Raw genomic sequence first — 26,436 nt, 5'->3', positions numbered from 1 at the left:
GAGGCCGTGTCGCCGCACCTAGCGTGAGGGCATGGTTGAGAAAACGATCCGGATCGTTGTCGCGGTCGGCCTGAGCGTCGCCCTGCTGGGGGCAGGTGACGCCGGGCCGGCCGCGATCGGAGCGCTGTATGTCGCGGCCGTGACCGCGCCGCTCGTGCAGTACGACGTGCGCGAGCTGCGGCTGCCGGACGCGCTCGTTGTCCCAGGGGCGGCGTTCGTGGTCGTGGGAGCGGTCTGGAGTTCGCTCCGGCCCGGCGGATGGCCGGTCGCGGTCGCGGCGCTGGGGTGCGGCGTGGCGGCTCTCGTCGGGTTCGCGGTGCTGGCGTCGGGAGGCGGGCTCGGGATGGGCGACGTGAAGCTCGCGGCGGTGCTGGCCGGGGCCCTCGCGGCGCTGGTGGCGGAGCGAGGGCCGCCGCTGGGGGAGGTCGTGGCGGTCGTCGGGTGCTGGGTGGTCGTGACGTTTCTGGCCGGGGTGGCGGTGGCGTGGGCGGTGGCCGGTGGTCGCGGGTCCAGGCGGCTGCTGTCCGCGGAGCTGCCGTTCGGGCCGGTGCTGCTCGGGACGTTCTGGGGGTTCGTGCTGCTGGGGTGACAAACGGCGAGGCGCCCCTCCCGCAGTGCAGGAGGGGCGCCTCGATCGAACGGCTCGCGAGCGGTCCGGGTCCGGGCTCAGCCCGGGTGGGTCATGCTCAGCACGTCGAGTGCCGAGTCGAGCTGCTCCAGCGTGATCTCGCCGCGCTCCACGAAGCCGAGGTCGATCACGGCCTCCCGCACGGTCATGCCCTGGGCGACGGCGTGCTTGGCGACCTTCGCGGCGGCCTCGTAGCCGATCACGCGGTTAAGCGGCGTCACGATCGACGGGCTCGACTCCGCGAACGCGCGGGCGCGGTCGAGGTTGGCCTCCAGGCCCGTGACGGTCTTGTCCGCGAGCACCCGGCTGGCCTGGGTGAGCAGGCGGATCGACTCCAGCAGCGCTGTGCCCATCACCGGGATGGCGACGTTCAGCTCGAACAGGCCGGACGCGCCGCTCCACGCGATGGTGGCGTCGTTGCCGATCACCCGGGCGGCGACCATGAGCACGGCCTCCGGGATGACCGGGTTGACCTTGCCCGGCATGATCGAGGAGCCCGGCTGCAGGTCGGGGATGTGCAGCTCGCCGAGACCGGTGTTCGGGCCCGAGCCCATCCAGCGCAGGTCGTTGCAGATCTTGGTCAGGCTGACGGCGATCGTGCGGAGCGCGCCGGAGGCCTCCACGAGACCGTCGCGGTTGGCCTGGGCCTCGAAGTGGTTGCGGGCCTCCGTGATCGGCAGCTCGGTCTCGGCGGTCAGCAGCTCGATCACGAGCTGCGGGAAGCCGAGCGGGGTGTTGATGCCGGTGCCGACGGCCGTGCCGCCGAGCGGGACCTCCGCGACGCGGGTCAGCGCGGCCTGGACGCGCTCGATGCCGTAACGGATCTGCGCGGCGTAGCCGCCGAACTCCTGGCCGAGCGTCACCGGGGTGGCGTCCATGAGGTGCGTGCGGCCCGACTTGACGGCGGTCGCCCACAGCTGCGCCTTCTCCTCCAGCGCGACCGCGAGGTGGTCGAGCGCGGGAATGAGGTCGTCGATGAGTGCGCCGGTGACGGCGATGTGCACCGAGGTCGGGAAGACGTCGTTGGACGACTGCGACGCGTTGACGTGGTCGTTCGGGTGCACCGGACGGCCGAGGCGGCGCGAGGCGAGCGTCGCCAGCACCTCGTTCATGTTCATGTTCGAGGAGGTGCCGGAGCCCGTCTGGTAGACGTCGATCGGGAAGTCCCCGTTGTGCGCGCCGCTGACGACCTCGTCTGCGGCGGCGGCGATGGCCTCGGCGACGTCCGCGTCCAGGACGCCGAGGCGCGCGTTCGCGAGCGCCGCCGACTTCTTGATGCGGGCGAGCGCGGCGATCTGAGCCGGCTCGAGAACCGAGCCCGAGATCGGGAAGTTCTCGACGGCGCGCTGCGTCTGCGCGCCGTACAGGGCGGCTGCGGGGACCCGCACCTCGCCCATCGTGTCGTGCTCGATGCGGTACTCGGTGCCCGCCTGCGTGTCCACCACGGTGTGTTCTTCCTTTCTGGGCCCTGGCGCGTCAGCGCGCGGGCGTTGGGTCGGCGGCCGGTTCGGCCAGTCCGACGACGGCGTCGGGAACGACCCGACCTTCCTGGAGCACGTAGTTCGCTCCGACGATGGCGAGGAGATTGGCGGCGACGGCGTCGCTGATGATCTCCGATCGCGCGAGAAGCTCTGCGACGGTGTCGCGCAGGTGCAGGCGCCCGACCTCGAGCGCGTCGACCTCGGCGGGCACGACGGCCTCGCCCGGGGCAGTGCCGGCCACCCGGTGGACGGCCGGCAGGATCGGGGCGATGAGCTGCGCGATGTGCGGCGGCAGCGGGTCGGCCCCCTCCGCCTGCGAGGCGATCGCGGACGACACCGCGCCGCACGCGTCGTGACCGAGCACCAGGATGAGCGGCACGTTCAGCACGGCGACCGCGTACTCCAGCGAGGCGATCGCGGAGTCGGAGGCCACCTGCCCGGCGTTGCGGACGACGAAGGCGTCGCCGAGGCCGAGGTCGAAGATGATCTCGGCGGCGAGGCGCGAGTCGGCGCAGCCGAAGATCGCGGCGACCGGGTTCTGGCCCTCCGCCACGCTCTGGCGTCGCTCGACGTCCTGCCGCGGGTGCTGCGGCGCTCCCGTGACGAAGCGCTCGTTTCCTGCCAGCAGTTCCTTCCAGATCCGGCCGGGACGGGTCGTGGGCATCTAGTTTCCTCCTGGGGTGGGTGAGCCGAGGGAGTGGAGCGGGTCGGAGAGGGAGCGGGCGGCCGTCGTGAACTCGGCGTCGTCGGCGGTGCCGAAGACGACGACCGTGCTCTTGCCGGCGGTGGTCACGAGGGCGTAGGCGACGTTGCCGGCGGACGATCCGGCGGAGCGGTTGTCGTAGACGTCCCACTTCACGCCGTCGATCTCCCGGGTGCCGGCGATCCGGGTGCGGTTCACCTGGTCGGCGACCCAGCTGTCGTTGGCGTTGAAGCCCTGCGTGATGCCGACGTACTGGCCCTTCGGCGTGAGCAGCCCGATGTACCAGGCGTCGACGCCGTCGGAGGTCTTCGTGCGCAGCTCGGCGCTGTTGGAGGACCAGCCGGACGGGAGCGTCGGCACCACGAGCCGGTCGGGCTCGCTGCCCTGCGCCTGCTGGGCGACGGCGGCGTAGTCGACGGCGGGCGCCGACGAAGTCGGGTTGCCGCGCGGCACGATCAGGACGATGACCGCCACGAGCGCGACCGTCGCGATCAGCGAGTAGACGAGGTTGTTGACCGTCTGCCGGTTGCGGTGGTTGGCGGAGTTCTGCGCCTTGCGGGCGGCGGTCTCCTCCGGCGTCTCCGGGCGGCCGAGCTCGGCGACGACGGCGGGAGGCTTGGGAGTGCTGGTGCGGGTGCGGGGACTCATTCGGTGTCTGACACGCTCCGTGCGCCCGCGGCTGCGCCTGCGGCTGCTCCGCCGCGGGCGGCGTCGAGCCGTGCCTTCGCGCCGATCAGCCACTCCTCGCAGCGGCGGGCGAGCGCCTCGCCGCGCTCCCACAGCGCGATGGACTCCTCCAGCGTGGTGGAGCCCTGCTCGAGCTCGGTGACGACGCGGACGAGCTCGTCCCGCGCCTCCTCGTAGCTGAGCGCGCTGATCTCCGAGGTGGGCATGATGTCCATTCTATTTGTCTCGCTGGGCGGGCGCTGGATCGGGATCGGCGCCGGTGCCGGCGTCCTCGCCGGCCGGGGAGGGGAGCCGGTCGCCCGCGGTGGCCGCGAACGCGCCGCCGGCCAGCGTCACCCGCACCTCCGCGCCAGGCGGCGCCTCCGCGGGCGACGTGATCACGTGTCCTGCCGCGTTCTGCACGATCGCATAACCGCGGTCGAGCGTCGCCTGCGGCGACAGCGCGCGGAGCTGCCCGCGCAGCTCCGCGATGCGCGTGCTCTCGCGGTCGGCCCGGCGCTCCACCAGCTCGACGCCGCGGGCGACGTAGCGGGTGAGCTCCTGTGCTCGGGAGTCCACGATCCAGGTCGAGGAGGCCAGCACCGGGCGGGTGCGGAGGTGGCCGATCCGGTCGATCTCGTGCGTGATCATGTGCGTCAGGCGGGTGCCGAGGCGCGCGCGGGCCTGCTGTACGCGCGCCAGCTCCTCCGCCACGTCCGGGACGACGCGCTTGGCGGCGTCGGTCGGCGTCGAGGCGCGCAGGTCCGCGACGTCGTCGAGCAGCGGGCGGTCCGCCTCGTGGCCGATGGCGCTCACGATCGGCGTCGTAGCCTCCGAGGCCGCTCGCACCACGCGCTCGTCGCTGAAGCCGAGCAGGTTCTGGAAGTCGCCGCCGCCGCGCGCCACGATGATGACCTCCACCTCGGGGTCGGCGTCGAGCGTCCGGATGGCGGAGACGACCTCCGGGACCGTCCGGTCGCCCTGCACGGCCGCGTGGACGACGCGGAACCGCACCGCCGGCCAGCGCAGCTGCGCGTTGCGGAGCACGTCCTTCTCGGCGTCGGAGTCCTTGCCGGTGACCAGGCCGATGGTGTGCGGGAGGAACGGCAGCCGCTTCTTGCGCTCGGCCGCGAACAGGCCCTCCGCGGTGAGCTGCGCGCGCAGCCGCTCCAGCCGCTCCAGGAGGTCGCCCAGGCCGACGTGCCGCATGTCGCTCACCTGCATGGTGAGGCTGCCGCCCTTGACCCAGTAGTTCGGCTTCACCGCGGCGATCACCCGGTCGCCCTGCTTGAGGTCGGCGGGGATGCGCGCCTTCACCGACGACCAGATGCTGAAGCTGATCGTCGCGTCCTCGCGGAGGTCCTTCAGCTTGCCGTAGACGTTGCCGCCGGAGACGCCCCACTGGGTGATCTCGCCCTCGACCCAGGCGGTGCCGAGCCGGTCGATCCAGCCACGGATGCGGTCGGCGAGCAGCGCGACCGGCCACGGGGCGTCGAGGGTCGGCGGCCCAGGGGTCATCGTCGGCGCGCCCGTCGTACCGCCAGCGACCTGTGCCACCCGGCCTCCCATCCGTTGATCAGCGCCCACCGCGTACGATCGAGGGGTGAGCGATGCGACCATCAGCCTCCCCATGCCCCGGATCCCCGTCAAGCGGGACGCCGGCGAGCGCGGGCGGCTTCAGGATATCCCGGTCCAGGGACACAAGCGTGTGCTGCTGGCGGCCCCGCGCGGCTACTGCGCCGGCGTCGACCGCGCCGTCGTGGCCGTCGAGAAGGCGCTCGAGCACTATGGCGCGCCGGTCTACGTGCGCAAGCAGATCGTCCACAACGTGCACGTGGTGTCCGAGCTGGAGCAGCAGGGCGCGATCTTCGTGGACGAGGTGGACGAGGTCCCCACGGGCGCACACGTGGTGTTCTCGGCGCACGGTGTTTCGCCCGCTGTCGTGAACGCGGCGGCGGACCGCGGCCTCCTCGCCATCGACGCGACCTGCCCGCTGGTCACCAAGGTGCACCGCGAGGCCGTGCGCTTCGCCCGCGACGACTTCGAGATCCTGCTCATCGGCCACGAGGGGCACGAGGAGGTCGAGGGCACCGCGGGCGAGGCCCCCGAGCACGTGACGCTCGTGAACGGCCCGGAGGATGTCGACCGCATCCAGGTGAAGGACCCGGACAAGGTCGTGTGGCTCTCGCAGACCACGCTGTCGGTGGACGAGACGATGGAGACGGTCCGCCGCCTCCGCGAGCGCTTCCCGAACCTCCAGGACCCGCCGAGCGACGACATCTGCTACGCGACGCAGAACCGTCAGGTCGCGATCAAGAAGGTGGCGGAGGACGCCGACCTGGTGATCGTGGTCGGTTCGGCCAACTCGTCCAACTCGGTGCGCCTCGTGGAGGTCGCGCTCGAGTACGGCGCGAAGGCGGCCTACCGGGTCGACTACGCCAGCGAGATCCGCCAGGAGTGGCTGGACGGCGTGGCGACCGTGGGCGTGACCAGCGGCGCCTCGGTGCCGGAGGTCCTGGTGCAGGAGGTCCTGGCGGACCTCTCCGGGGCCGGCTACGCCGAGGTGCAGGAGGTCAAGACGGCGGAGGAGGACCTGATGTTCTCGCTGCCCAAGGAGCTCCGCAAAGACATCAGCGGCAAGCAGGACGCCCGCGCCCTCGGAGGCCGCGGCCAGGCCTGACCCTGTTGGCAATGCCCTCGGGGGTTCACGGCGCCTCAGAGCGTGCGGGAGGACGCCGGGTCGGCGGCGGCGGAGCCGCCGAAGGCGGGGCGGTACGCGGGAGCCTCCGCCAGCTCCACGACGTCGGCGACGACCACCGAGACGTTATCGCGGGCGCGGTGCCGCAGCGCGAGCGCGACCAGCGCGTCCGCCGCGTCCTGCGGCGTCGCGGCCACCGCAAGGGTCTCGGCGACATCCTCGATCGGGACGTAGTCGGTGAGCCCGTCGCTCGTGAGCAGCCAGCGGTCGCCGCGCCGCGCCGGCTCCGACGCGACGTGCAGCGCGGCGGCGTCCTCCGGGTCCCCGCCGAGGACGTGCGTGACGACCGAGCGCAGCGGGTGCTCCGCGATCTCGCTCTCGCCGATCGCTCCGGTGGCCAGCAACTCCCGGACGAGCGAGTCGTCCTCGGTGATCTGCGCCAGGGCACCGTCGCGCAGGCGGTAGGCGCGGGAGTCCCCGGTGTGCGCGACGGTGATCCGCACGCCGTCCGAGAAGAGCCCGACGAGGGTCGTGGCCATGCCCGCCAGCGCGGGGTCGAGGCGCACGCGCAGCGCGAGGTCGGAGTTCGCGATCGCGACCAGCTCGCGCAGTCGCGCCTCCCCGGGAACGCGGCCCTCGGTCGCGTCGAGCATCGACGCCAGGCGGATCGCGACCGTCGCGGAGGCGATCTCGCCGGCCGCGTGCCCTCCGACCCCGTCGGCCACGAACGCCGACCAGGCCGAGGCGTAGAGGGAGTCCTCGTTGCCGTCGCGGAAGTCCCCGCTCACCGAGCCCTGCCCGGTCTCGAAGCCGAGCGGCGCGGGAGGGGCGCCGGACAGGATGTCGTCGGCATTGTCGGCGATCCAGCCCATCAGCGGCAGTAGGTGCTCGGTGACCTCCCGGCCGCGGCCGGTGAGACTGTAGTCGACGCGCGGCGGGACGGTGGGCTGGGCGGTGCGCAAGACGAAGCCGTCCCGCTCCAGGGTGCGGAGGGTCTGGGCGAGCATCTTCTCGCTGATGCCCTGCACCGTGCGGCGCAGCTCGCCCCAGCGCAGGTCGCTCCGCGCGAGCGCGACGAGCACGAGCACGCCCCAGGTGCTGGTGACGTGGTTGAGCACGATGCGGGACGGGCACTCCGAGGGGAGCACGCCGTCGGTGAAGCCGAGGGCCTCGAACGACTCGAATCTGGTGTCCACGTCAGTAACTTACCGAAAAGTGGGTACCTCCGACAGGGAAGTTTTCGGGCCGGGACCCGGTTGCGAACGACGACCGACCGAAAGGAACACACCCATGACCATCGTCGTCACCGGAGCCACCGGACACCTCGGACGCCTCACTGTGGACGCTCTCCTCGACCGCGGAGTGCCCACCGCCGACATCCGCGCCCTCGGGCGCAGCGAAGAGCGGCTCGCCCCACTGGCCGCGCGCGGCGTGCAGACCGCCGTGATCGACTTCGAGAAGCCGGAGACCCTGGACGCGGCGTTCGCCGCGGCCGACGCCCTCCTGCTCGTCTCCGGTTCGGAGGTCGGTCAGCGCATCCCGCAGCACCGCAACGCCATCGACGCGGCTGTGCGCGCGGGCGTCGGCCGCCTCGTCTACACGAGCGCGCCGCACGCCGACGACACCGACCTGGTGCTCGCGCCGGAGCACGCCGAGACCGAGAAGCTGCTCGCCGCCTCCGGACTCCCGGTGACGGTGCTCCGCAACAACTGGTACACCGAGAACTACACCGGCCAGCTCGACGTCGCCGCCGCGACGGGGGAGCTCGTCGGCAGCGCGGCGACCGGACGCGTCGCCAGCGCCTCCCGCAAGGACTACGCCGAGGCCGCGGCCGTCGTGCTCACGACCGACGGCCACGACGGCGCGGTCTACGAGCTGGCCGGGGACGTCGCCTGGACGTTCGACGACCTCGCCGCGGCCATCGGCGAGCTGCTCGGCCGTCCGGTCGCCTATCGCTCGGTGACCCCGGAGGAGCACGGCGCGGCGCTGCGCGAGGCGGGCCTGGACGAGGGGACGGCCGGCTTCGTGGTCGCACTCGACGGCAACATCCGCGACGGCGCCCTCGCCGACGCGCCCGGGACGCTCAGCGAGCTGATCGGCCGGCCGACGACGCCGCTCGCCGCGGGGCTCGCTGAGTCGCGCGCGGCCTAAGCGGAGGTCGACGCCCCGGGAGTGGCGGTCGGGCTCGCCGGAGGCGGCGAGCTCGGCGCCGGGGTGGACGGACCCGGGGTGGACGGACCCGGCGTGGCGGGCGCGATCCCGTTGTAGTAGTCGAGCAGCGCCGGGTCGGTCGAGAAGATCAGGCCCAGGATGACGAAGAGGGTGATGAACGCCACGATCCCGGCGATGAGCGGGACGTAGAACGCCAGCCGCTTCTGCACGAGCAGCCACACAGAGAGCCCGAGCGAGACCGCCCAGATGCCGGCCATCGCGATCGTGCCCGCGGTGATCAGCGGGCCGACCGAGGGGTCCTGCACGTACTTGCCGAGGCTCAGCGACGAGTGCATGAGCTGCATCGCCGAGGGCAGCCCCTGCAGGGCGCCGATCGAGTACGACATCCCGAAGAACCCGACGACGAGCAGCACGATCGTGGTCGTGACGTTCCAGCGCGGCGCGTCGGCGCGGAGCTGGGGGCTGGACGGGTACGGGTGGCCGTAGCCGGGCTGTCCGCCGTCGTGCGGGGCGCCCCCGTGTCGGTCGTACGGTCCGGGCCGGTCGAACGGCCCGGGCTGGGGCGGCGCGGCGGGAGGCTGCTCGACCTCCGACGCCGCCGGGCTGTGGTGCGTGGTGTCCAGCCGGTCCGCGTCCTGCGGGGGCTTCCACACCCAGCCGGGAGGGGCGAGCTCGCCGTATTTCGGGCGCGGTCGTTCGTCCGGCGCCTTCTCCGGCTCGTGCTCGCTCATCCCCCCAGCCTACGTGCGCTGACTACTTGCCGGAGTGACCGGCGCTGCCGAGCTGCTGCGTGGCCTCCACGACGCGGGCGGCCATCGCCGTCTCGGCGACCTTGCCCCAGGCGCGCGGGTCGTAGGCCTTCTTGTTGCCCACCTCGCCGTCGACCTTGAGCACGCCGTCGTAGTTCTCGAACATGTAGCCGGCGATCGAGCGGGTGAAGGCGTACTGGGTGTCCGTGTCGATGTTCATCTTCACGACGCCGTTGCGGACCGCCTCGGCGATCTCGGCGTCGGTCGAGCCGGAGCCGCCGTGGAAGACGAGGTCGAGCGGCTTCGGGCCGGTGCCGTATTTTGCGGCCAGGCCGTCCTGGATCTCCTTGAGGAGCTCCGGGCGCAGCTTCACGTTGCCCGGCTTGTAGACGCCGTGCACGTTGCCGAAGGTGAGCGCGGCCATGTAGCGGCCGTTCTCGCCGAGGCCGAGGGCCTCCACGGCCTTCTCGACGTCCGCGAGGGTCGTGTAGAGGGCGTCGTTGGAGCCCTCGTGACGCACGCCGTCCTCCTCGCCGCCGACGACGCCGATCTCGACCTCGAGGATGGCGTTGATGGCCTTGGTGCGCTTGATCATCTCCTGCGCGATCTCCAGGTTCTCGGCCAGCGGCACCGCCGAGCCGTCCCACATGTGGGACTGGAAGATCGGGTTGCGGCCCGCGCGGACCTCCTCCTCGGAGGCGGCGATGAGCGGCAGCACGAAGTCGTCGAGCGCGCCCTTCGGGCAGTGGTCGGTGTGCAGCGCGACGGTGATCGGGTAGTTCTTCGCGACCTCGGTGGCGAACTTCGCGAAGGCGAGGGCGCCGGTCGCGCGGGCCTTGACGGTCTGGCCGGCGAAGTAGTCCGCGCCGCCGGTGGTGACCTGGATGATGCCGTCGCTGCCCGCCTCGGTGAGGCCCTGGAGCACCGAGTTGATCGTCTGCGACGACGAGACGTTGAACGCGGGATACGCGAAGCCGCCCGCCTTCGCCTTGTCGAGCATCTCTGCGTACTGGTCCGGCGTGGCGATGGGCATTACGGCTCCTTGGGAATCGGGGTGTCGAACGGGACTCATCATACCGAGCGCGTGCCGTGCCCCCGGCGGGCTCCCTCGATACACTGGCTTCGCCGTCGCCTGGCGGCTGACACCGTCGTTTCGATTCGTCCGGGAGGACCCATCATGACCAGCACCGACACCGCGTCCCTCTTCCTTCACCCCGACCGGAACCTGGCGATGGAGCTGGTGCGGGCGACCGAGGCGGCGGCGATCCGGGCCACCCCGTGGATCGGCCGCGGCGACAAGAACGCGGCGGACGGCGCGGCCGTGGACGCGATGCGCAAGTTCCTCGGAACGGTGAACTTCGACGGGCTGATCGTGATCGGCGAGGGCGAGAAGGACAACGCCCCGATGCTGTTCAACGGCGAGCACGTCGGCAACGGCCGCGGGCCGGCCTGCGACATCGCGGTCGACCCGATCGACGGCACCTCGCTGACCGCCGCCGGACGCCAGAACGCGCTGTCGGTGATCGCGGTGTCCGACCGCGGCACGATGCTGGACGCCTCCAGCGTCTTCTACATGGACAAGATCGTCACCGGGCCGGAGGGGCGCGGCGTCGTGGACCTGTCGCAGCCGATCGGCGACAACATCCGCGAGCTGGCGAAGGCCAAGGGCAAGCCGGTGGGGGAGATCCGCGTGGCCGTGCTCGACCGGCCGCGCCACGAGGGCCTGATCGAGGAGATCCGCGCCGCCGGCGCCGGGACGCGCCTGATGCTCGACGGCGACGTGGCCGGCGGGATCAACGCGGCCCGCTACGAGTCGCGCATCGACCTGTGCGTCGGCATCGGCGGCAGCCCGGAGGGCATCACGACCGCGTGCGCGATCAAGGCGATCGGCGGGTTCATGCAGGGCCGGCTGGCGCCGAAGGACGACGCCGAGCGCGCGCAGGGGATCGCGGCGGGCCTCGACATGGACCGCATCTACGGCGCCGACGACCTGGTGAAGGGCGACAACACCTTCTTCGTCGCGACGGGCGTCACCGACGGCGGCCTGGTGGAGGGCGTCCGCCGCAAGGGCCCGATCATCCGCACGGAGTCGATCGTGCTGCGCTCCAAGTCGGGCACCATCCGGCGCGTGGTCGCGGACCACCTCGCCGAGAAGTGGCTGTCGGCGGACGAGCTCTAGAGCGCCGAGGGGCACGTAAACGCCCCTAAAACCGCGTTTTAGGGGCGTTTACGTGCCCCTCGACGGGACTTCGGGTCGCGTCAGGCGGCGCCGGAGGCGTCGTCGGCGTCCGCGTCCGCGGCCGCGGCGCGGGCGCGCTCCTCGATGGCGAGCTTGTCGATGCCGTGCATGTCGCGGGCGTCGTCGGCGGCGGCCTCCACATGGAGGCGGCCCTCGGCGCGTGCGTCCAGCTCGTCCACGAGCTCGAACGCCGTGAGCTCGCGCGGCGCCTCCTCTATGCCCTCCAGGACGCCGATCACCTTGGACTCGTCGAGCGCGCCGAGCTTGCGCGCGGCCGGGAACACCTGGCGCTCGAACGAGCCGACGAAGCCGTTGTAGTCCTTCACCGTGCGCTCGATCGACCGGCCGAGCTTCTCGATGTGGCCGGCGGTGGTGCCGAGGCGGCTGTAGAGGGTGCGGCTGAGGTCGAAGAGCTGCTTGGCCTCCTGGGTCAGCACGTCCTGCTGCCAGCTGAACGCGACGGTTTTGAGCACCGACCACAGCGTCACGGGGGAGGCCAGGGCCACGCGCTTGCCGAAGGCGAACTCCATGATCGACGGGTCCGCCTCCATCGCCGACGAGACCAGTGACTCGCTCGGGATGAACGCGATGACCAGCTCGGGGGAGGACTCCAGGCCCGTCCAGTACGCCTTGCTGCCCAGCGTGGTGATGTGGTCGCGGACGGCCTTCACATGCTGCTTGAGAAGGGCCTCGCGCTGCGCGCCCTCGGCGCCGGTCGCGGTCGCGGGGATCTGGCTGGCTTCGAGGTAGGCGTTGAAGGGCACCTTGGCGTCGAGCGCGATGCTCTTGCCGCCGGGGAGCCGGATGATCATGTCGGGACGGCCGGCTCCGGACTCCGAGTGGATGCTGGACTGCACGTCGAAGTCCACCCGCTCGATGAGGCCCGCAGCCTCCACGACGCTGCGGAGCTGAGTCTCGCCCCAGACGCCGCGCGTGCTGTTGGAGCGGAGCGCCGACGCCAGCGACTCGGCGGTGCTGCGCAGCCGCTCCTCCGACTCGGCCGCCGACCGGAGCTGCTGGGCGAGCTGGCCGTGCTGCTGGTTGCGCTGGGTCTCCAGCTCGATCACCTTGCGCTGCATGTCGCTGAGGCTCTCACGCACCGGCGCCAGGGCCTGGAGCACCTTGCTCTCGGCGCGCTCGCGCTCGGTCTGGGCGAGGGCTTCTGCGCGGTGCCGCTCCACGGTCTCGCGGAGCTGCTCCTGCGCCCCGCGGAGCTGCTCCTGCAGCGAGTCGACGCGGGTGTCGGCCGCGGCGAGCTCCGCGCGGAGCCCGGCCTGCGTCGCCGCCTCCTCCGCCCGCACTTCCAAGAGTTCCTTCTCGTGGCGGGCGGCGACGATCGCCGGGTCCTCCACCGTGGGCGCCGCGGCCTCGCGACTCCGGAGCAGTCGCGCGACGGCGTAACCGGCGCCCGCCGCGCCGACGAGGAGACCGAGAAGGAGGCCGAGGAGCAGTGCGGGGAAGTCCATGCGCTCAGTGTCGCAGGGGCCGCCGACAACCGCCGCGACGACGGAGGGCGGGGCGGGAAATCGTTCCCGCCCCGCCCTCCTGATGCGCTGACCCGGGGGCGATCAGCGCGTGAAGCGCGTACGCAGCTCGGCCTCCAGGGTCTCCAGGCTGCGCCCGCGCGTCTCGGGCAGGCTGGGCGCGACGAACACGACCGCGCCGACGCCCACGACCGCGAACAGGAAGAACGTGGGCGAGATCCCGAGCGCGTCCACCAGCTGCGGGAACAGGAAGCCGACCAGGAAGTTCGTCAGCCACAGGATGAGCGCGGCCAGCCCGAACGCGGCGCCGCGGATGCGGGCGGGGAAGATCTCCGCGAGCATCAGCCAGGTCACCGGCGAGACCGCGCCCTGCTGGAACGCCAGGAAGGTCACCGTGAGCGACAGCACCACGAACGGCAGCGCGGGCGATCCAGCGAGCAGCGCCGAGGCGCCGCCGACCAGCAGCAGCGACGTCGTCGTGCCGATCAGGCCGGTGATCAGCAGCGGGCGCCTGCCCACCCTGCCGAGCAGCGCGATGCCGACGAAGGTGGCGAGCACCGAGATGACGCCGTTGGCGATCTGGCCGATGAGCGCGCCCTGCTGGTCGAAGCCGGACTTCTGGAGGATCTGGACGCCGTAGTACATGATCGAGTTCACGCCGGTGAGCTGCTGGACCATCGCGATCCCGAGCCCGATGACGAAGACCCGGCGGATCCACGGCACGCCGAGCTCCTTCAGCAGCGGCGTGCGCACGGCGCGCTCCTCGTGGCGGCGGATCTCCTCGGCCTCCCGCTCGGCCTGCTGCTCGGCGCGGAGGCGGCGCAGGACCGCGAGCCCCTCGGCGAAGCGCCCGTGCAGGATGAGCCAGCGCGGGCTCTCCGGCAGGACGAGCATCCCGAAGAACAGCACGACGGCCGGCAGCGACGCGACGACGAGCATCCAGCGCCACACCGCGGCGTGCTCCGGGACGACGGAGGCGAGCACGGCGTTCACGACGAACGCGGCGAGCTGGCCGGAGACGATCATCAGCTCGTTCTGCGTGACGATGCGGCCGCGGCGGGCGGCGGGGGAGAGCTCGGCGAGGTACAGCGGGACCACGACGGAGGCGCCGCCGACCGCGAGGCCGAGGATGAACCGGGCGGCGATCATGACGCCGATCGTCGGCGCGAACGCGCACGCGACGGCCGCGACGAAGAACACGATCGCGAGCGCGCCGATGAGCTTGCGGCGTCCGCGGCGGTCGGCGATGCGGCCGCCGAGGAACGACCCGAGCGCCGCGCCGAAGAGGAGCGACGAGACGATCGTGCCCTCCTCCAGCGGGGTGAGCGGCCGCTGGTCGAACTGCATGAACGGCAGGGCGCCGCTGATGACGCCGGTGTCGTAGCCGAAGAGGAGGCCGCCGAAGGTGGCGAGCACGGCGATCCGGCGGAGGAATCGGCGCGCGCGGGGATCGTCCGGGTGGGGAGGTCTCGAGCCTGCGGAGGCGGTGCTGCCGAGGGCCGTCTCGGCGGCCTCCGGATGAGGGGATGCGGTCATGGTCGCTCCTTCGCGTCTTGTTGCTATGTCTGGACATTAGAACGTGACGCGAGAAGTTGCAATGCTTTTATTACAGAGGTGTTTATGCCTGATGGGCGCGCTGGCGCTGGCGCTCGCGCCGCCCCGTGTGGGCGCGCGGGGGCGTCGGACCCCGGAGCGGGCGGGAGTTACGCCGCGGCGGCCATGCCGATGCGGCCGACGCGGGCGCCGGTCAGCGCGGCCAGGTCGTCGATCGTCGCCGCGTCGTGGCGGCGCGCAGCGTGCACGACGATCGCCGCGCAGGCCTCCGCGTCGGCGAGGGCGTCGTGGTGGTGGAAGTCCTCGAACCCCGCCGCCATCGCCGCGACCGGCAGGCGGTACGACTCCAGGTGGTACGTGCGGCGCGCGACCTGGAGGCTGCACAGGTAGCGGTACTCGGGGCAGGCGACGAGGGTGGCGGCGCACGCGGCGCGGATGACGCCCATGTCGAAGCCGGCGTTGTGGGCGACCAGGTGGTCGTCCTCCGCGAACTCCACCAGGTCGGCGAGCTGGTCGACCCAGCCCGCGGCGCCGGCGACGTCCTCCGGCCGGATGCCGTGGATGCGGACGTTCCACTCCTGGAACACGTCGTGCCCGAGCGGCGGCCGGATGAACCAGCTCGCGCGGTCGACCACACGGCCGTCGCGCACCTTCACCAGCCCGACCGAACAGGCGGACGCCGCAGAGGAGTTCGCGGTCTCGAAGTCGATGGCGGTGAAGTCCAGTGGCACGCCCGAACTCTCGCACGGCCCACCGACGTCGCCGTGTCGCCCACGCCGCGGAGCGCCGGATTCCGACGGGGCGGGGCCGACGGCGTAGGGTCGCGGTATGCGGGAGCGACGGGAGCGGGAGGCGCACGCGCGGGCGTTCGACCGGGCGGCGGAACTGTACGACCTGGCCCGGCTGGACTATCCGGCGGACGCGGTCGCCTGGCTCACGGAGGGCGTGACCGGCCCGGTCGTCGACCTCGGCGCCGGCACCGGCAAGCTGACGCGCGCGCTCGTCGACGCCGGCTTCGACGTGATCGCCGTCGACCCGTCGCCGCAGATGCTCGGCGTGCTCGCGGAGCGCATCCCGGAGGCGGAGGCGCGGATCGGGGCGGGCGAGAGCATCCCCGTGCCCGACGCGAGCGCCGGGCTGGTCGTCGCCGCGCAGGCGTGGCACTGGGTGGATCGCGGGCGCGCGGTCCCGGAGGTCGCGCGCGTGCTGCGGCCGGGCGGCAGGATCGGCCTGGTCTGGAACGACCGGGACGAGAGCGTCGACTGGGTGCGCGAGCTGGGCGAGCTGATGGGCGCGGGGGAGGCGACCTTCGGCGAGGAGGAGGAGCCGGCGGTGGGAGCGCCGTTCGGCGAGCTGGAGCGGCACGACGTGCACTGGGTGCAGGCGCTGACGCTGGATGGCCTCCTGGACCTGGCGCGCTCGCGCAGCTACTTCATCACGAAGGCCCCGGACGCGCAGGCGGCGGTCATCGCGTCGCTGCGCCGGCTGCACGCCGAGCATCCGGAGCTGGCGGGGGCGGAGCGGATCGAGCTGCCGTACGTCACGCGGTGCTACCGGGCGGCGCTGGGCTGAGGTCGGCGGCCGGGTTCTGTTCGCGCCCGTAGAATGGACGACCGTGGCTCTCACTATCGGTATCGTCGGACTCCCGAACGTCGGCAAGTCGACCCTCTTCAACGCGCTGACCAAGAACGACGCCCTCGCGGCGAACTACCCGTTCGCCACCATCGAGCCGAACGTCGGGGTCGTGAACCTCCCGGACCCGCGCCTCGACAAGCTGGCCGAGCTGTTCGGCAGCGAGCGCATCCTCCCGGCCCCGGTGTCGTTCCTCGACATCGCCGGCATCGTGAAGGGCGCGAGCGAGGGCGAGGGCCTCGGCAACAAGTTCCTCGCCAACATCCGCGAGGCCGACGCGATCGCGCAGGTCGTGCGCGGCTTCTCCGACCCCGACGTGGTGCACGTCGCCGGCAAGGTGGACGCGGCGGGCGACATGGAGACCATCAACACCGAGCTCATCCTCGCCGACCTGCAGACCCTGGAGAAGGCGGAGCAGCGGTACGAGAAGGAGGTGAAGGGCCGCAAGCTGGAGCCGGTCGTGCTGGAGACGGCCCGCGAGGCGATGGCGTTCCTGAACGACGGCAAGCCGCTGTCGGCCTCCACCATCGACCTGGAGCCGATCCGCGAGCTGGGCCTGCTCACCGCGAAGCCCTTCATCTACGTGTTCAACGTGGACGAGGACGTGCTCACCGACGACGCCCGCCGCGCCGCGCTCGCCGCCCTGGTCGCCCCCGCCCAGGCGGTGTTCCTCGACGCCAAGCTGGAGTCGGAGCTCATCGACCTCGACGCCGCCGACGCCGCCGAGCTGCTGGCCTCCACCGGCCAGACGGAGAGCGGCCTCGACCAGCTCGCCCGCATCGGCTTCGACACCCTCGGCCTGCAGACGTACCTGACGGCCGGCCCGAAAGAGTCCCGCGCCTGGACGATCCACAAGGGCTGGAAGGCCCCCCAGGCGGCCGGCGTCATCCACACCGACTTCGAGAAGGGCTTCATCAAGGCCGAAGTCATCTCCTTCGACGACCTCGTCGACGCGGGCAGCGTCGCGGAGGCGCGTGCGCGCGGGAAGGCGCGCATGGAGGGGAAGGAGTATGTGATGCAGGATGGGGATGTGGTCGAATTTCGGTTTAATCTGTAGCTGACCTGGGGTTTCTTTCGAATCGAACGCCAAGCGGAATAGTCTGTTCGTCGTGTCCGACTCACATGCGAACTACTCGGCGATGACTGTCAACGAAAGGTTGTTCGTGGCTGGCCTGCTCGATCCGTGGGATCGCGCGATTAATCGGTGTGATCGCGAGAAGGCCATCGAGATTCTGGGCCAGGTCGACATGGATCCGAGTAGCGCCAGCCTGACGGTGGACGCGGTGTTCACCAATCCATCGAAGTACGGGTACCCTCGCCGGCGATAGGAGACCTCCTGTGGGCGCTGACGTTGCTATGCGGCTGAATCCGCATCCTGATGGAAACTACTTCGAATCCGTTTCGTCGTCACCTGACGGTGTGGGGAATTCTTTCCCGATGCTGAACAATGACAGCTATGGCAACTGACGAACGTCGCGATCCCGTTCCCGCTGCGCAAGTGCTCGGAGAGCTACTGGTCGCGCCGTTGCCCGAGGGCACCAAAGCCGAGTCGGTCTTCATGCTTGTGAAACTGGATGACGGCGACTGGTGCGCCAGAAGCGTAGGAGCCGGCTACAACCGAACCGAGTTCCTGGGTCAACTCGTCGCCTACACCCACGGCTTGACCGTGAGCGAAGCCGAGGGATGGTTCGACGACGAAGATCCGGCGACCTGAAATGCTGGACTTGCGAGCTCACGAGCGATACCTGCGAAGCATCATCCCCTTCGGAATCGTTCGAGGACGCGGTTCGGGCAGTGGCAGGGCTTGGGTGGGACAGGCGCGAGAACGTCGCCACAATGACTGCCGACGACGCGCGAGGCGTTCTTGAACGTTGCATCGCCGGTCGCGTCAGCCTTCATCGCTTGACTACCTGGGCTGAAGCGGTCGAAGGGCGAGACGACATCGAGCTGGACGCAAAATCCCCAGCTGACCTGGCGACGCTGCTCTTCGAGCTCTCAAACCCGAAAATCAACAACCCGTCGCTCGATACGATTCGCGTCTGGTCAACACGTCTCCGACAAGTGGCTAGCTCGACGGATTCGACCGCACTGGAAGCGTCATGATTTTCCGCAACGTTACGTGATCGAGTTCCGCTTCGGATGTACGTTTAGCTCCAAGGGTTGATCTTGGCGATCGCGCCTGCGGGTGTCTCGTATTCGCCCCGTGCCTGCCATAGCCGCCTGGGCTGTCCCGCGGCTAGGGGGTAGCGGTGCCAGTCAGTTGGCGACCAGGCTGGTGTGATCATCACCAGAAAGCGCCGCAGTGGAAGTCATTTTTAGCAAAGCACGAGCGTTCCAGCTCCTGGATGCGTTCGAACATGATCTTCGTCTAGCCATTGAGGAATACTTGCTTGACCACCTCCCGGTGGAAGAAGTCCTCGGGTCTGATTACGAGCTTGCAGAGTCGCGGCGCGCTGCAGACGAATCGTCTGAGTCGAGCTCGATCGTGCATTACCTTTACCTTCGCCAGGCGTTCGACATCCTGATGCGTCACTCAGCCGTCCTGCCTCGAGACCTAGGTGACGAGCTCGCCCGAAACGTGAGCGCGATGGACAGGCTTGTAGCCATAAGAAACCGCGTTATGCACGGGCGTCCTCTGCATGGCGATGACCTTGAGAGCGCGCAGAGCCTGATAGGGCTCTTCGCCTCACGCTACTTTCAGCTAACAAGGCAAATGCTCTCAAGGCTCGAGCGGGATACGCGTTGGGAGCCGCCCTTCACATCGATCCCAAAGCCCGTCGAGAAGGTCCTCCACAACCTTCCACTTGCAGACCATGAGGAGACGGGACTAATCGGTAGAGGCAAGGATGTCTCCGACGTGACGGCGCTCCTTCTCAAAGGTCGCGACCGAATGATCACGATCACTGGTGAAGGTGGCATCGGCAAGACCGCTCTTGCCTTGCAAGTGGCGTATCAAATGGTGGACGCACCTGAGCCGTTTTTCGATGCTGTTCTGTGGGTATCCCTGAAGCATGAACTGCTGACAGCCGCAGGCGTCCGCAGCATTACAGACGCCTTGAGAGACGTCGCCGGCGCTACCGAAGCGCTTGGACGGGTGCTTGACCCATCGTTCCGGGGTTCACTGGATGAACTCGCGGACCACCTCTCAGGGCTTCGTTGCCTGGTCGTGCTTGACAACCTCGAATCCGCGCAAGGTAGCGAGGTGCTGGACCTCTATGACGCCCTTCCCGAATCTGTAACCTTCCTCTTCACGAGTCGTGTCGGGATCGGCCAAGTCGAGCGTCGGTTTGTCCTTGGTGAACTTGCTATTGGGGATGCGGTCCTCCTTTTCAAGAAGTTCGCTGGAAGGCGCCGCCAGTACGATCTCGCCGCCAAGCCGGTGGATGAGATCCGCGCCTACGTAACTAATCTCAGAATGTCGCCGCTAGCCATCCGCTGGTTCATCCTCAGCGTCGAAGCCGGCAAGATGCCAGAGGACACGCTTCGGCACCAGGGCGAGCTGCTGCGCTTCTGCGTCGATAACGTCTACGAGGCGTTGTCATCTGACTCGAAGCTCGTGCTCGCGATCCTGCGTTCCCTTGATCGCGCCATCTCGTTCGATGAGTTAGCTGTCATTTCGGCTTTGGCGGTCGACACACTGCGCCGTTCCGCTCAGGATCTCTTCCAGGGCTCGCTCTTGACTAGGACGCCTTCGCCCGATGGCGACAAGCTAGACCTGCTTGAGCTATCGATGACGGCGAGGGCGTACTTGCCGCGGGCTGACCACAATTCCACCCTGATGAATCAGGTGCTGGCCCGCGAGTCCGCCTATATTCACGACCGCGAAGAGCACAGACGTGAACTCCAAAACCGTCAATTGGACGCCAACGTCATCCGCCTCAGAAATGATCTGGATGAGCCGACCGCCCACCTGCTGCGGCTCGCGCTGCGGCTTTCAGCCGACGCCGACTGGGACGGTGCTGAGGCTTACGTAGAACGGGCGCGGTCGCTGAACCCCGGGTTCTTCGAGATTGATCGCGTGGGTGCCTTCATAGCAAGTAAGAGCGGGGACGCTGCGCGAGCGGCAGCGCTGTACCGGTCGGCTATGGCGGATTGCGAATCACCAGAGCATAAGGCGACCGTCGCTCACTTCTATGCGGGTCACCTCGCCCGAGTGATGCACGACATTCCTGCAGCCATTGAGTTGGAGCGATTCGCGCACGAGACGCTGAGGAATTCTGATACCTCGTTCGCCCTAGGGAACTTCTTGGTGTGGGATAAGACTTACGCCGAGGGCCAGGAGTACCTGGAAGAGGCGCTCGACACGTCGAGCCATAAGTTGGCGAGGATTGTAACAACCGCCTTGGTGGACAGCTGGCGCCGTTGGGCCGAGGATGAACTTCTCGAAAAACGGCCCGCAGTGGCACTAGATAGGGCACTGGCTGGCTTCTACTGCGCGAAGCCGCTCATCGACAGCGGCAGCCGAGACGCGCGACTCGTCTCGGGTGCCGTTCGCGCTGCGGCGGTCGCGTTCCGTTCACTGAGCAAGTTGGAGGCCGACGCCAAGCGCGATGACGTCGCGCGGGCAAGGTCGGCCTTGGCCAGTGTGGCGGAGCATGAAGGGCTATTCCGACGATCCGAAGAGTGGCCCCGATTGGTGGCTGCGATGCAAGGGAAGGGGGCGGCAGCACTGGATTCGGCCGGAGTCATTGCCAGGCTTCTCGGTGAGCCGACCCGGCAGCGTGTCCCGGTATCGACTGAGGAATCTGTCGTCGTTCGACGAGGCCGCGTGCTGAGTTATAAGGGCACGTATGGCTTCATCAGCCATCCCGAGATCCCCGACAATGTATTCTTCCACGCGGGCGCGTTGACGAGCTTCTTGGACGACGGTGGGCCCAGCGCGGGCCAACTCGTCGAGTTCGTGTTGGATGAGGACTCTCAGGGCAGGTTTCGAGCCCGCGAAGTCACTCCTGTGACTTAGAAGCGTTCAGAGGCTCGGCGACGTGGTGAAGTTCCGCTTTGGATCACAGCCAACGTCCAAGGGCTGATTGGCGCAATCACCGCTCGCCGGGCGGTAGCGATCCGTGAAGCGGCGGCATTCACTCTCGCCCCGAACGGCATTCACTCTCGCCCCGAAGAGGGGCGCCCAGCGCTAACACACGCCAAACCGAACTCGATACGGTGTTGAGATAGTTTCCGTGATGAGTTCCGGGCGTGGGTGGCGCACCCGCTTGCCGCCGGGGTGCCTAGCGGCGAGCGGCTGGGACAGTGCGCTCGGCACCCGGCCTGCTCTTCGGAGGACGGCGACGTGGTGTAGGTCCGCCACAGTTAGGTATCTGCGAGAGCGGCCCCGCATGTCGGACGGACCGCTCCAAGAAAGGGCTTTATGTCAATGTCGGTCAATATCGAGAAGCAGAGTGACGACCAGCCCCGCAACCTTGTCACTTGGCAGGACGCTGAACTTCTTGCTGCCGGACACATGCGCACACTGGGGTTCACCGATGCCGACCTAACTGAAAGCGGCGCTGACGGAGGAATTGACGTCCAATCGCGCCATGCCGCTGCACAGGTGAAGTTCCACGCGACGCCTACCGGAGCGCCGGAAATACAGAAGCTTCGCGGGGCGGCGTATGACTTTGACCATCAGATTTTCTATTCCGCCGGCGGCTACACCCCGGCTGCTATTGCCTTTGCTGAACGCGCTGAGGTCGCGCTCTTCATCATCGGACCGTGGTCCTCGATCGCAGCGGCAAATGCCGCTGCGGAGAAGCTTCTCGGCGGCGAAATAGAACGAGAAGGCGGCTCGGGCACCCCCTTGCCTCCGATGTTGCTGACCCTCGGGCTGAGGTAACCGCTCAGATGGAAGCGATCTCTACCTCGTTCATGCAGGTCGGCGAAGGTCTCTTGGCTCTGCCCGGCTCGAAACAGATGGCAATTCTCGACGCACTCGGACCCGCCGAAGCCCGGTTCCAGAGAGCAGCCTCCAGATTTCTGAATGAGGTCAACCGAGCAGACGGGGGGCGACTGCGTCTTTTGTTGGAAATCGTCGACGAGGCTGGCGAGGCAGTCTTGGCGTTCTCCCGCCTGACCGGCATCGAGATAGAGGTAGGTGGGTCCGGCCTGGCGGACTGACGGCATAACAGGACGACGACGTGGTCGAGTTCCGGTTTAATGTCTAGCTGATCAGGGGTTTTCCGCTAGATTCGATCGATGAAGGTTGGTTGGCCTTGTGGGATGCTGTCCCGACCGTTCCGACTAAGAGAGCTGGTGGCCGTTGCCGCTGTGGATAGTCCTCCTGATAGTGGCTGCGATCGTTTTATCGGCCCTGATGCCCTGGGCAAGGAGGTTCGACAAGCGAGTTGGCGACAGGCGAGTCGCCGAAGGAAAGCCTCGCTCGGTTGTCCCGGTGTGGCTTGGCGTCACCATATGCGTCGCAGCTATCGCGGCCGGCTTGGTGATCTACAACCTCCCGTAGAAAACGAGCTCAACGCGTGGACGCATCTCGTGCCGCTCGCCGAACGCAACGCGCGGGCGGTAGAGGTCGACTCATAGTTCAGTGCGTCATGCTTTTCGGCAACGTAACGTGGTGGAGTTCCGGTTCAACGTTTAGCCGCGAACGGCCCGGGATTCCTCCTTTTCGCTGTACGTTCAGGCCGCGTCGAGCATCCGCTCGCCGACCCGCTCGGGCTCGCGCGCACGTACGATCGTCCCGCGCGACTCGGCTTCATCCAGTGCCGCGGTCGCCACTCGCCGCCCCTCGGCGATGAGACGCGGCACATCGGACATCCCCCACTGCGCCATCCCGCCCATCTCGGGCTGGATGAGCACGACTGAGGGGTCGCGCTTGAGGTCTGCGGTGGCTGTGACCATCCGCATCATCCGAACGTTCTCCCACTTCGCGTGCAGGCGCACCACGATGACGCGGGTCGCGCCGAGTGCGCGGGTGGCCCGGACCGGAACGTTGTCGACGATGCCGCCGTCGGCCAACAGCCTCCCGTCGCGGCGCACCGGAGGGAGGAGCCCTGGCACCGCGATCGTCGACCGCAGGGCGACGCTCAGCGGTCCTTCGTCGATCGTCACCGCCTGGCGGGTTCGGAGGTCGGTGGCGACGGCGGCGAACCGGCGAGGGAGGTGCTCGATGAGCGGATCCGAGCCCAGGTGGCGGTGGAGGGAATGCCCGACCGCATGCGTGTCGAGCAGTCCCCAGCGCGGAGTGAACGACCACCGGGCGATCGCGCTCCAGCGGAACCTCCGCGCGGCGCGCTCGATAGCCGGCGGCTCGAAGCCCGCAGCATATGCTGCGCCGACCAGGGCGCCGGAACTCGTGCCGGTGATGATCCCCGGGCGGATGCCGCGCTCCGCGAGCACCTGGAGAACCCCCACATGCGCAGCGCCGAACGCGCCTCCACCGCCCAGGGTGAGACCCAGGGTGCGATCGTCGCTCACGTCGTTCTCCGTCATTTCGATGCGCGCGACCTTACCAGCGAGCAGGTGAGAGACCCCTGTGCGGGTATTCCCTCGTTCACCAGCCCAGGGACCCGGGGGACCCCTTGAAGGGCCCGACCACGGCACTCGTGATCCAGCCGCCGTAGAAGCCCCCGGGCTGCGGCGTGACGACCTCGCCGTCGACTGTGCACTCGTCCATCTGCTGCGCGTAGACGGCGACGCGCTCTCGGAGCGGCTCGAACCCGGGCGACGGATGCGGGTAGTTCCACGCACTAGCGGACCGCACCTCGCCTCCGCCGCGCACGTCGAGATAGCGTGCGGTGCCCTTGAACTCGCAGAACGACGAACCGTCGGCGTCCACCAGCGCGCCGGGTGCGAAGTGCGCTATCGGGAGGTAGTACACCGGCGGATGGCTGGTCTCGAGCACCCGGAGGACGTCTCGGGTCTCAACGATGAGCTGCCCGCCCAGACGGATCGTGACAGGCGCGGGGACGCGCTCGATGCGCGGCGGCCTCGGGTAGTCCCAGACGGACTCCTGGCCCGTTCCTGGGGTCTCGGGGCGCGGTCGGGGCACCTTTTCACCCTATGCCCCCGGTGCTTCACTGGAGTATGGCCGCCTCCCCGATGTTCCCGCTCGGATCCGTGCTGTTCCCCGCTGTGGCCATCCCGCTGCGGGTGTTCGAGCCGCGGTATCTCACGCTCGTGGGGCGACTGCTCGACGAGGACGAACCGGGGTTCGAGTTCGGCGTCGTCCTCATCGAGCGCGGATCCGAAGCCGGGGGTGGCGACCAGCGCGCCTCGGTCGGGACGATGGCGCGTCTGGTGAGCGCTTCCGCGGGCGCCGAGGACCTGCTCATCGTCGGAGTGGGCACCCGGCGGTTCACGGTCGAGCGCTGGGTCGAGGAGGACCCGTATCCCCGGGCCGAGCTCTCGATGCTGCCGGAGCTGGAGTGGTCCGAGGCGCTCGAACCCCTGCGGGCCGAGGCCGAAGTGGTCGTCCGCCGCGTGATCGCCCGCGTCGCGGAGCCGAACTCGGATGCCGGTGTCGAGCTGTCGGACGATCCCGTCGCAGCCGCGTGGCAGCTGGCGGCGATCGCGCCGCTGGGCGAGTACGACAGGTACACCCTGTTGCGCTCGACGTCGATGGGGGTCTCCTGCGTCAGCTGGTCGATCTGACCCTGGAGGCCGAGGAGCTCTGGGCGGCGGAGGGAGGCACCTGACGCGAACTCGGGAGGTCAGGGACGCGAGCGCACGGCGTAGCCTCCAAGCGGGGTCGCAACAAGGAGGCTGCAATGTTGACCACAACGAGGATCTCCGCCGTGCTTACCAGTACCGACCTGGTCCGGAGCCAGGAGTTCTACGTGCGGCAGGTAGGGCTGACGCTCTCGCCGGAGACGATCCCGAACCATCTGTTGTTCGAGTCGCCTGACGGCTCCACCCTGCTCGTCTACGGACGGCCTGGAGGCAACAAAGCCGACCACACTCAGGTGCGGCTCTGGTCGCACGACATCGACAGCGATGTGCGCGACCTGGCTTCGCGCGGCGTCGTCTTCGAGGACTACGACTTTCCCCAGCTCAAGACAGTCGGCCATATCGCCACGACTGCAGGTGTCGGCAGATCTGCCTGGTTCAAGGACCCGGACGGCAACATCCTCGCGCTGTATCAGCCGGAGTAGTCCCCAGGCCGTTCCGCGCAGCAGATTGGGGGCGACACTCCGCGGGACTCCTTCCGGGTGCAGGCCGGAAGGAGAACGCGGATCGTGTCTCCTTTCTGCGGGGCTCAGGGCTCCGTCGTCAACGGAGGGTCCCCGATCACCGTGTGCAGCCAGATCCAGCTCCCGTTCGAGCTGCCACGCACCAGGTCCACATGCACCGTCTCATCCGGCCCGATGGGTCCGACGCCCACATGCAGGGTCCGCACCTCGAACGCGTCCAGGGTCCACGAGGCCGGCACGACCCCCGCGTTCGCCGACGCTTCCACCGTCAGCACCGCCCCCAGTTCGAGGAAGAACGGCACCACCGCCCACGCGAGGTCGTACGACCGCGTCTCGGTGATCCCGAAGTCGGACGGCGTGAAGCGTACCGAGACCCGGAACCAGTCCGGCTGCTGAACGGGGTGCACGTCCCACGAGTAGTAGAACGCCGGGTTGAGGTCGGGCGCGAAGAGGACGTCGCCGGTCGCGACGGCCGACGGGAGGGCGAGGTCGGCGCCCGTGCCGAGGGTGTGGGCGAGGTGGCCGGCGTCGAGGGTGGCGATCGTTCCGGGGTAGTGGCCGAAGCCGGGGAGGCCGCCGAGCTGGCCGCGGAGGCGCTCGGCGAAGTCGGCGAGCTCCGCGCGGTGCGGGCGCCGGGGAGTGCCGCCCGGCGAGGAAGGGATGCTGTTCATGGTGCCGCACCCTACGCCGCCGGAACGCCCGTGGGGATAGGCGGGCGCCGAAAGAAGCCGGCTCAGAACTCCCGCAGCACCGTCGCCTTCGGCCCGGCGACCAGCGTCCCGGACGGCACGTCCTCCGCGACGACGGCGCCGGCCGCGATCACCGCGTCCCGGCCGATGCTGACGCCAGGGAGGATGGTCGCCCCGGCCCCGATCCAGACGTTCTCGGCCACGTCGATCGGGCCGCCGGTCAGCCAGACGCGGCGGTCCTCCACGTCGACCGGGTGGCCCACCGTGATGAAGGTGACGCGCGGGGCGACCATGACGCGCGGGGCGAGGCGGATGCCGGCGTAGTCCAGGAACGTGCAGTTCTGGTTGATGAACACCCGCTCCGACAGCTCCAGGTTCAGGCCGTGGTCGGTGAAGAACGGCGGGTAGATCGTCACCCGCTCCGGCAGCGGGCGGCCGAGGATCTCCGCGAGCAGCGCCGCCTTGCCGTCCTCGTCGTCGAAGGGCAGCACGTTGAGGCGGGAGGTCAGTTCGGTCGCGCGCAGCACGCGCTCGGACATGGCCTGGAACTCGGGGGAGTGGATGCGTATCAGGAGGTCGCTGGACACCCCACGATCCTCCC

Annotated in this window: 29 protein-coding genes and 1 pseudogene; 14 read left to right on the top strand and 16 right to left on the bottom strand. The window is 69.3% G+C overall.

Annotated elements, in window-relative coordinates; all coding sequences use genetic code 11:
* Positions 1–31: 31 nt before the first annotated feature.
* A complete protein-coding gene (locus tag ACQ86L_RS05495) occupies positions 32–589 on the top strand; it encodes a prepilin peptidase (RefSeq protein WP_434318009.1) in 558 nt (185 codons plus the stop codon).
* 77 nt (positions 590–666) lie between these two features.
* On the opposite strand, the gene ACQ86L_RS05490 is transcribed toward ACQ86L_RS05495, so the two are convergent.
* Genes ACQ86L_RS05490 through xseA form a run of 5 tightly spaced genes read right to left on the bottom strand, consistent with a single transcriptional unit; the run spans position 667 to position 4,996 of the window.
* Entirely contained in the window at positions 667–2,073 is a 1,407-nt protein-coding gene (locus tag ACQ86L_RS05490; protein ID WP_434318008.1) for a class II fumarate hydratase, read from the bottom strand.
* Positions 2,074–2,104: 31 nt separating this feature from the next.
* Complete coding sequence (locus ACQ86L_RS05485; RefSeq protein ID WP_434318007.1) at positions 2,105–2,773, bottom strand: carbonic anhydrase; 669 nt, start codon at positions 2,771–2,773, stop codon at positions 2,105–2,107.
* A complete protein-coding gene (locus ACQ86L_RS05480; protein WP_434318006.1) occupies positions 2,774–3,460 on the bottom strand; it encodes a DUF4245 domain-containing protein in 687 nt (228 codons plus the stop codon).
* Positions 3,457–3,705, bottom strand: a complete 249-nt coding sequence (locus ACQ86L_RS05475) for an exodeoxyribonuclease VII small subunit (protein WP_434318005.1) — start codon at positions 3,703–3,705, stop codon at positions 3,457–3,459. Before ACQ86L_RS05475 ends, ACQ86L_RS05480 begins: the two co-directional genes overlap by 4 nt.
* A 10-nt stretch (positions 3,706–3,715) precedes the next feature.
* Entirely contained in the window at positions 3,716–4,996 is a 1,281-nt protein-coding gene (gene xseA / locus ACQ86L_RS05470; protein WP_434318847.1) for an exodeoxyribonuclease VII large subunit, read from the bottom strand.
* Between the two features lie 112 nt (positions 4,997–5,108).
* Between xseA and ACQ86L_RS05465 the strand changes: the two genes are divergently transcribed.
* On the top strand, positions 5,109–6,158 hold the full coding sequence (locus ACQ86L_RS05465) for a 4-hydroxy-3-methylbut-2-enyl diphosphate reductase (RefSeq protein ID WP_434318846.1): 1,050 nt from the start codon (positions 5,109–5,111) through the stop codon (positions 6,156–6,158).
* Positions 6,159–6,193: 35 nt separating this feature from the next.
* Here the strand turns inward: ACQ86L_RS05465 and ACQ86L_RS05460 are convergent, their stop codons facing one another.
* Positions 6,194–6,964, bottom strand: a complete 771-nt coding sequence (locus ACQ86L_RS05460) for a PP2C family protein-serine/threonine phosphatase (RefSeq protein WP_434318845.1) — start codon at positions 6,962–6,964, stop codon at positions 6,194–6,196.
* Positions 6,965–7,009: 45 nt separating this feature from the next.
* Positions 7,010–7,372 (bottom strand): annotated as a pseudogene (locus ACQ86L_RS05455) (winged helix-turn-helix transcriptional regulator); the annotation flags it as partial.
* 94 nt (positions 7,373–7,466) lie between these two features.
* On the opposite strand from ACQ86L_RS05455, the gene ACQ86L_RS05450 reads away from it, so the two are divergent.
* A complete protein-coding gene (locus ACQ86L_RS05450) occupies positions 7,467–8,327 on the top strand; it encodes an SDR family oxidoreductase (protein WP_434318004.1) in 861 nt (286 codons plus the stop codon).
* On the opposite strand, the gene ACQ86L_RS05445 is transcribed toward ACQ86L_RS05450, so the two are convergent.
* Both ACQ86L_RS05445 and fbaA read right to left on the bottom strand, forming a co-directional pair.
* Positions 8,324–9,079 carry a DUF6264 family protein gene (locus tag ACQ86L_RS05445; RefSeq protein WP_434318003.1) on the bottom strand — a complete coding sequence of 252 codons (756 nt, stop codon included), beginning with the start codon at positions 9,077–9,079 and terminating at the stop codon, positions 8,324–8,326. The genes ACQ86L_RS05450 and ACQ86L_RS05445 overlap by 4 nt on opposite strands.
* A 22-nt stretch (positions 9,080–9,101) precedes the next feature.
* Positions 9,102–10,130, bottom strand: coding sequence for a class II fructose-bisphosphate aldolase (gene fbaA / locus ACQ86L_RS05440; RefSeq protein WP_434318002.1), 1,029 nt, complete (start codon positions 10,128–10,130; stop codon positions 9,102–9,104).
* Positions 10,131–10,274: 144 nt separating this feature from the next.
* Between fbaA and glpX the strand changes: the two genes are divergently transcribed.
* Positions 10,275–11,276, top strand: coding sequence for a class II fructose-bisphosphatase (gene glpX / locus ACQ86L_RS05435; protein ID WP_345834496.1), 1,002 nt, complete (start codon positions 10,275–10,277; stop codon positions 11,274–11,276).
* Between the two features lie 80 nt (positions 11,277–11,356).
* Here the strand turns inward: glpX and ACQ86L_RS05430 are convergent, their stop codons facing one another.
* The 3 genes from ACQ86L_RS05430 to ACQ86L_RS05420 all read right to left on the bottom strand — a co-directional run bounded on the left by ACQ86L_RS05430 (position 11,357) and on the right by ACQ86L_RS05420 (position 15,105).
* Positions 11,357–12,802 carry a DNA recombination protein RmuC gene (locus ACQ86L_RS05430; protein ID WP_434318001.1) on the bottom strand — a complete coding sequence of 482 codons (1,446 nt, stop codon included), beginning with the start codon at positions 12,800–12,802 and terminating at the stop codon, positions 11,357–11,359.
* Between the two features lie 102 nt (positions 12,803–12,904).
* The gene (locus tag ACQ86L_RS05425; protein WP_434318000.1) at positions 12,905–14,356 is read right to left on the bottom strand and encodes a sugar porter family MFS transporter; all 1,452 of its coding nucleotides are present in this window, start codon (positions 14,354–14,356) and stop codon (positions 12,905–12,907) included.
* 167 nt (positions 14,357–14,523) lie between these two features.
* On the bottom strand, positions 14,524–15,105 hold the full coding sequence (locus ACQ86L_RS05420; protein ID WP_345834499.1) for an exonuclease domain-containing protein: 582 nt from the start codon (positions 15,103–15,105) through the stop codon (positions 14,524–14,526).
* A gap of 97 nt (positions 15,106–15,202) precedes the next feature.
* On the opposite strand from ACQ86L_RS05420, the gene ACQ86L_RS05415 reads away from it, so the two are divergent.
* From ACQ86L_RS05415 to ACQ86L_RS05380, 8 genes are all read left to right on the top strand, one after another.
* Entirely contained in the window at positions 15,203–15,946 is a 744-nt protein-coding gene (locus ACQ86L_RS05415; protein ID WP_434317999.1) for a class I SAM-dependent methyltransferase, read from the top strand.
* Positions 15,947–15,989: 43 nt separating this feature from the next.
* Positions 15,990–17,063, top strand: a complete 1,074-nt coding sequence (ychF, locus tag ACQ86L_RS05410) for a redox-regulated ATPase YchF (protein WP_434317998.1) — start codon at positions 15,990–15,992, stop codon at positions 17,061–17,063.
* Between the two features lie 52 nt (positions 17,064–17,115).
* Positions 17,116–17,334, top strand: a complete 219-nt coding sequence (locus ACQ86L_RS05405; protein ID WP_434317997.1) for a hypothetical protein — start codon at positions 17,116–17,118, stop codon at positions 17,332–17,334.
* Between the two features lie 128 nt (positions 17,335–17,462).
* Complete coding sequence (locus ACQ86L_RS05400) at positions 17,463–17,720, top strand: hypothetical protein (RefSeq protein WP_434317996.1); 258 nt, start codon at positions 17,463–17,465, stop codon at positions 17,718–17,720.
* Positions 17,721–17,842: 122 nt separating this feature from the next.
* A complete protein-coding gene (locus ACQ86L_RS05395; RefSeq protein WP_434317995.1) occupies positions 17,843–18,109 on the top strand; it encodes a hypothetical protein in 267 nt (88 codons plus the stop codon).
* A gap of 199 nt (positions 18,110–18,308) precedes the next feature.
* Positions 18,309–20,966 (top strand): NB-ARC domain-containing protein, encoded by a 2,658-nt coding sequence (locus tag ACQ86L_RS05390; RefSeq protein ID WP_434317994.1) that lies wholly within the window; start codon positions 18,309–18,311, stop codon positions 20,964–20,966.
* A gap of 411 nt (positions 20,967–21,377) precedes the next feature.
* Positions 21,378–21,836, top strand: a complete 459-nt coding sequence (locus ACQ86L_RS05385) for a restriction endonuclease (protein ID WP_434317993.1) — start codon at positions 21,378–21,380, stop codon at positions 21,834–21,836.
* Between the two features lie 8 nt (positions 21,837–21,844).
* Entirely contained in the window at positions 21,845–22,117 is a 273-nt protein-coding gene (locus ACQ86L_RS05380) for a hypothetical protein (protein WP_434317992.1), read from the top strand.
* A 516-nt stretch (positions 22,118–22,633) separates the two neighbouring features.
* Here ACQ86L_RS05380 and ACQ86L_RS05375 read toward each other — a convergent pair.
* Entirely contained in the window at positions 22,634–23,431 is a 798-nt protein-coding gene (locus ACQ86L_RS05375; protein ID WP_434317991.1) for a patatin-like phospholipase family protein, read from the bottom strand.
* Between the two features lie 76 nt (positions 23,432–23,507).
* Positions 23,508–24,005, bottom strand: coding sequence for a DUF427 domain-containing protein (locus ACQ86L_RS05370; protein WP_434317990.1), 498 nt, complete (start codon positions 24,003–24,005; stop codon positions 23,508–23,510).
* Between the two features lie 20 nt (positions 24,006–24,025).
* Here ACQ86L_RS05370 and ACQ86L_RS05365 point away from each other — a divergent pair, with 20 nt between their 5' ends.
* Complete coding sequence (locus tag ACQ86L_RS05365; RefSeq protein WP_434317989.1) at positions 24,026–24,607, top strand: LON peptidase substrate-binding domain-containing protein; 582 nt, start codon at positions 24,026–24,028, stop codon at positions 24,605–24,607.
* A gap of 116 nt (positions 24,608–24,723) precedes the next feature.
* Entirely contained in the window at positions 24,724–25,107 is a 384-nt protein-coding gene (locus tag ACQ86L_RS05360; protein ID WP_434317988.1) for a VOC family protein, read from the top strand.
* Between the two features lie 104 nt (positions 25,108–25,211).
* Here ACQ86L_RS05360 and ACQ86L_RS05355 read toward each other — a convergent pair whose 3' ends face one another.
* Together ACQ86L_RS05355 and ACQ86L_RS05350 are read right to left on the bottom strand one after the other, a co-directional pair.
* Positions 25,212–25,817, bottom strand: a complete 606-nt coding sequence (locus ACQ86L_RS05355; RefSeq protein ID WP_434317987.1) for a hypothetical protein — start codon at positions 25,815–25,817, stop codon at positions 25,212–25,214.
* A gap of 62 nt (positions 25,818–25,879) precedes the next feature.
* Complete coding sequence (locus ACQ86L_RS05350; RefSeq protein WP_434317986.1) at positions 25,880–26,422, bottom strand: DapH/DapD/GlmU-related protein; 543 nt, start codon at positions 26,420–26,422, stop codon at positions 25,880–25,882.
* Between the last annotated feature and the right edge of the window lie 14 nt (positions 26,423–26,436).

It is taken from the genome of Leifsonia sp. P73, from assembly GCF_051059105.1.
Classification (GTDB): Bacteria; Actinomycetota; Actinomycetes; order Actinomycetales; family Microbacteriaceae; genus Leifsonia.
The sequence above is the reverse complement of the archived record's forward strand: the minus strand, read 5'-3'. Positions and strand labels throughout refer to the sequence as shown.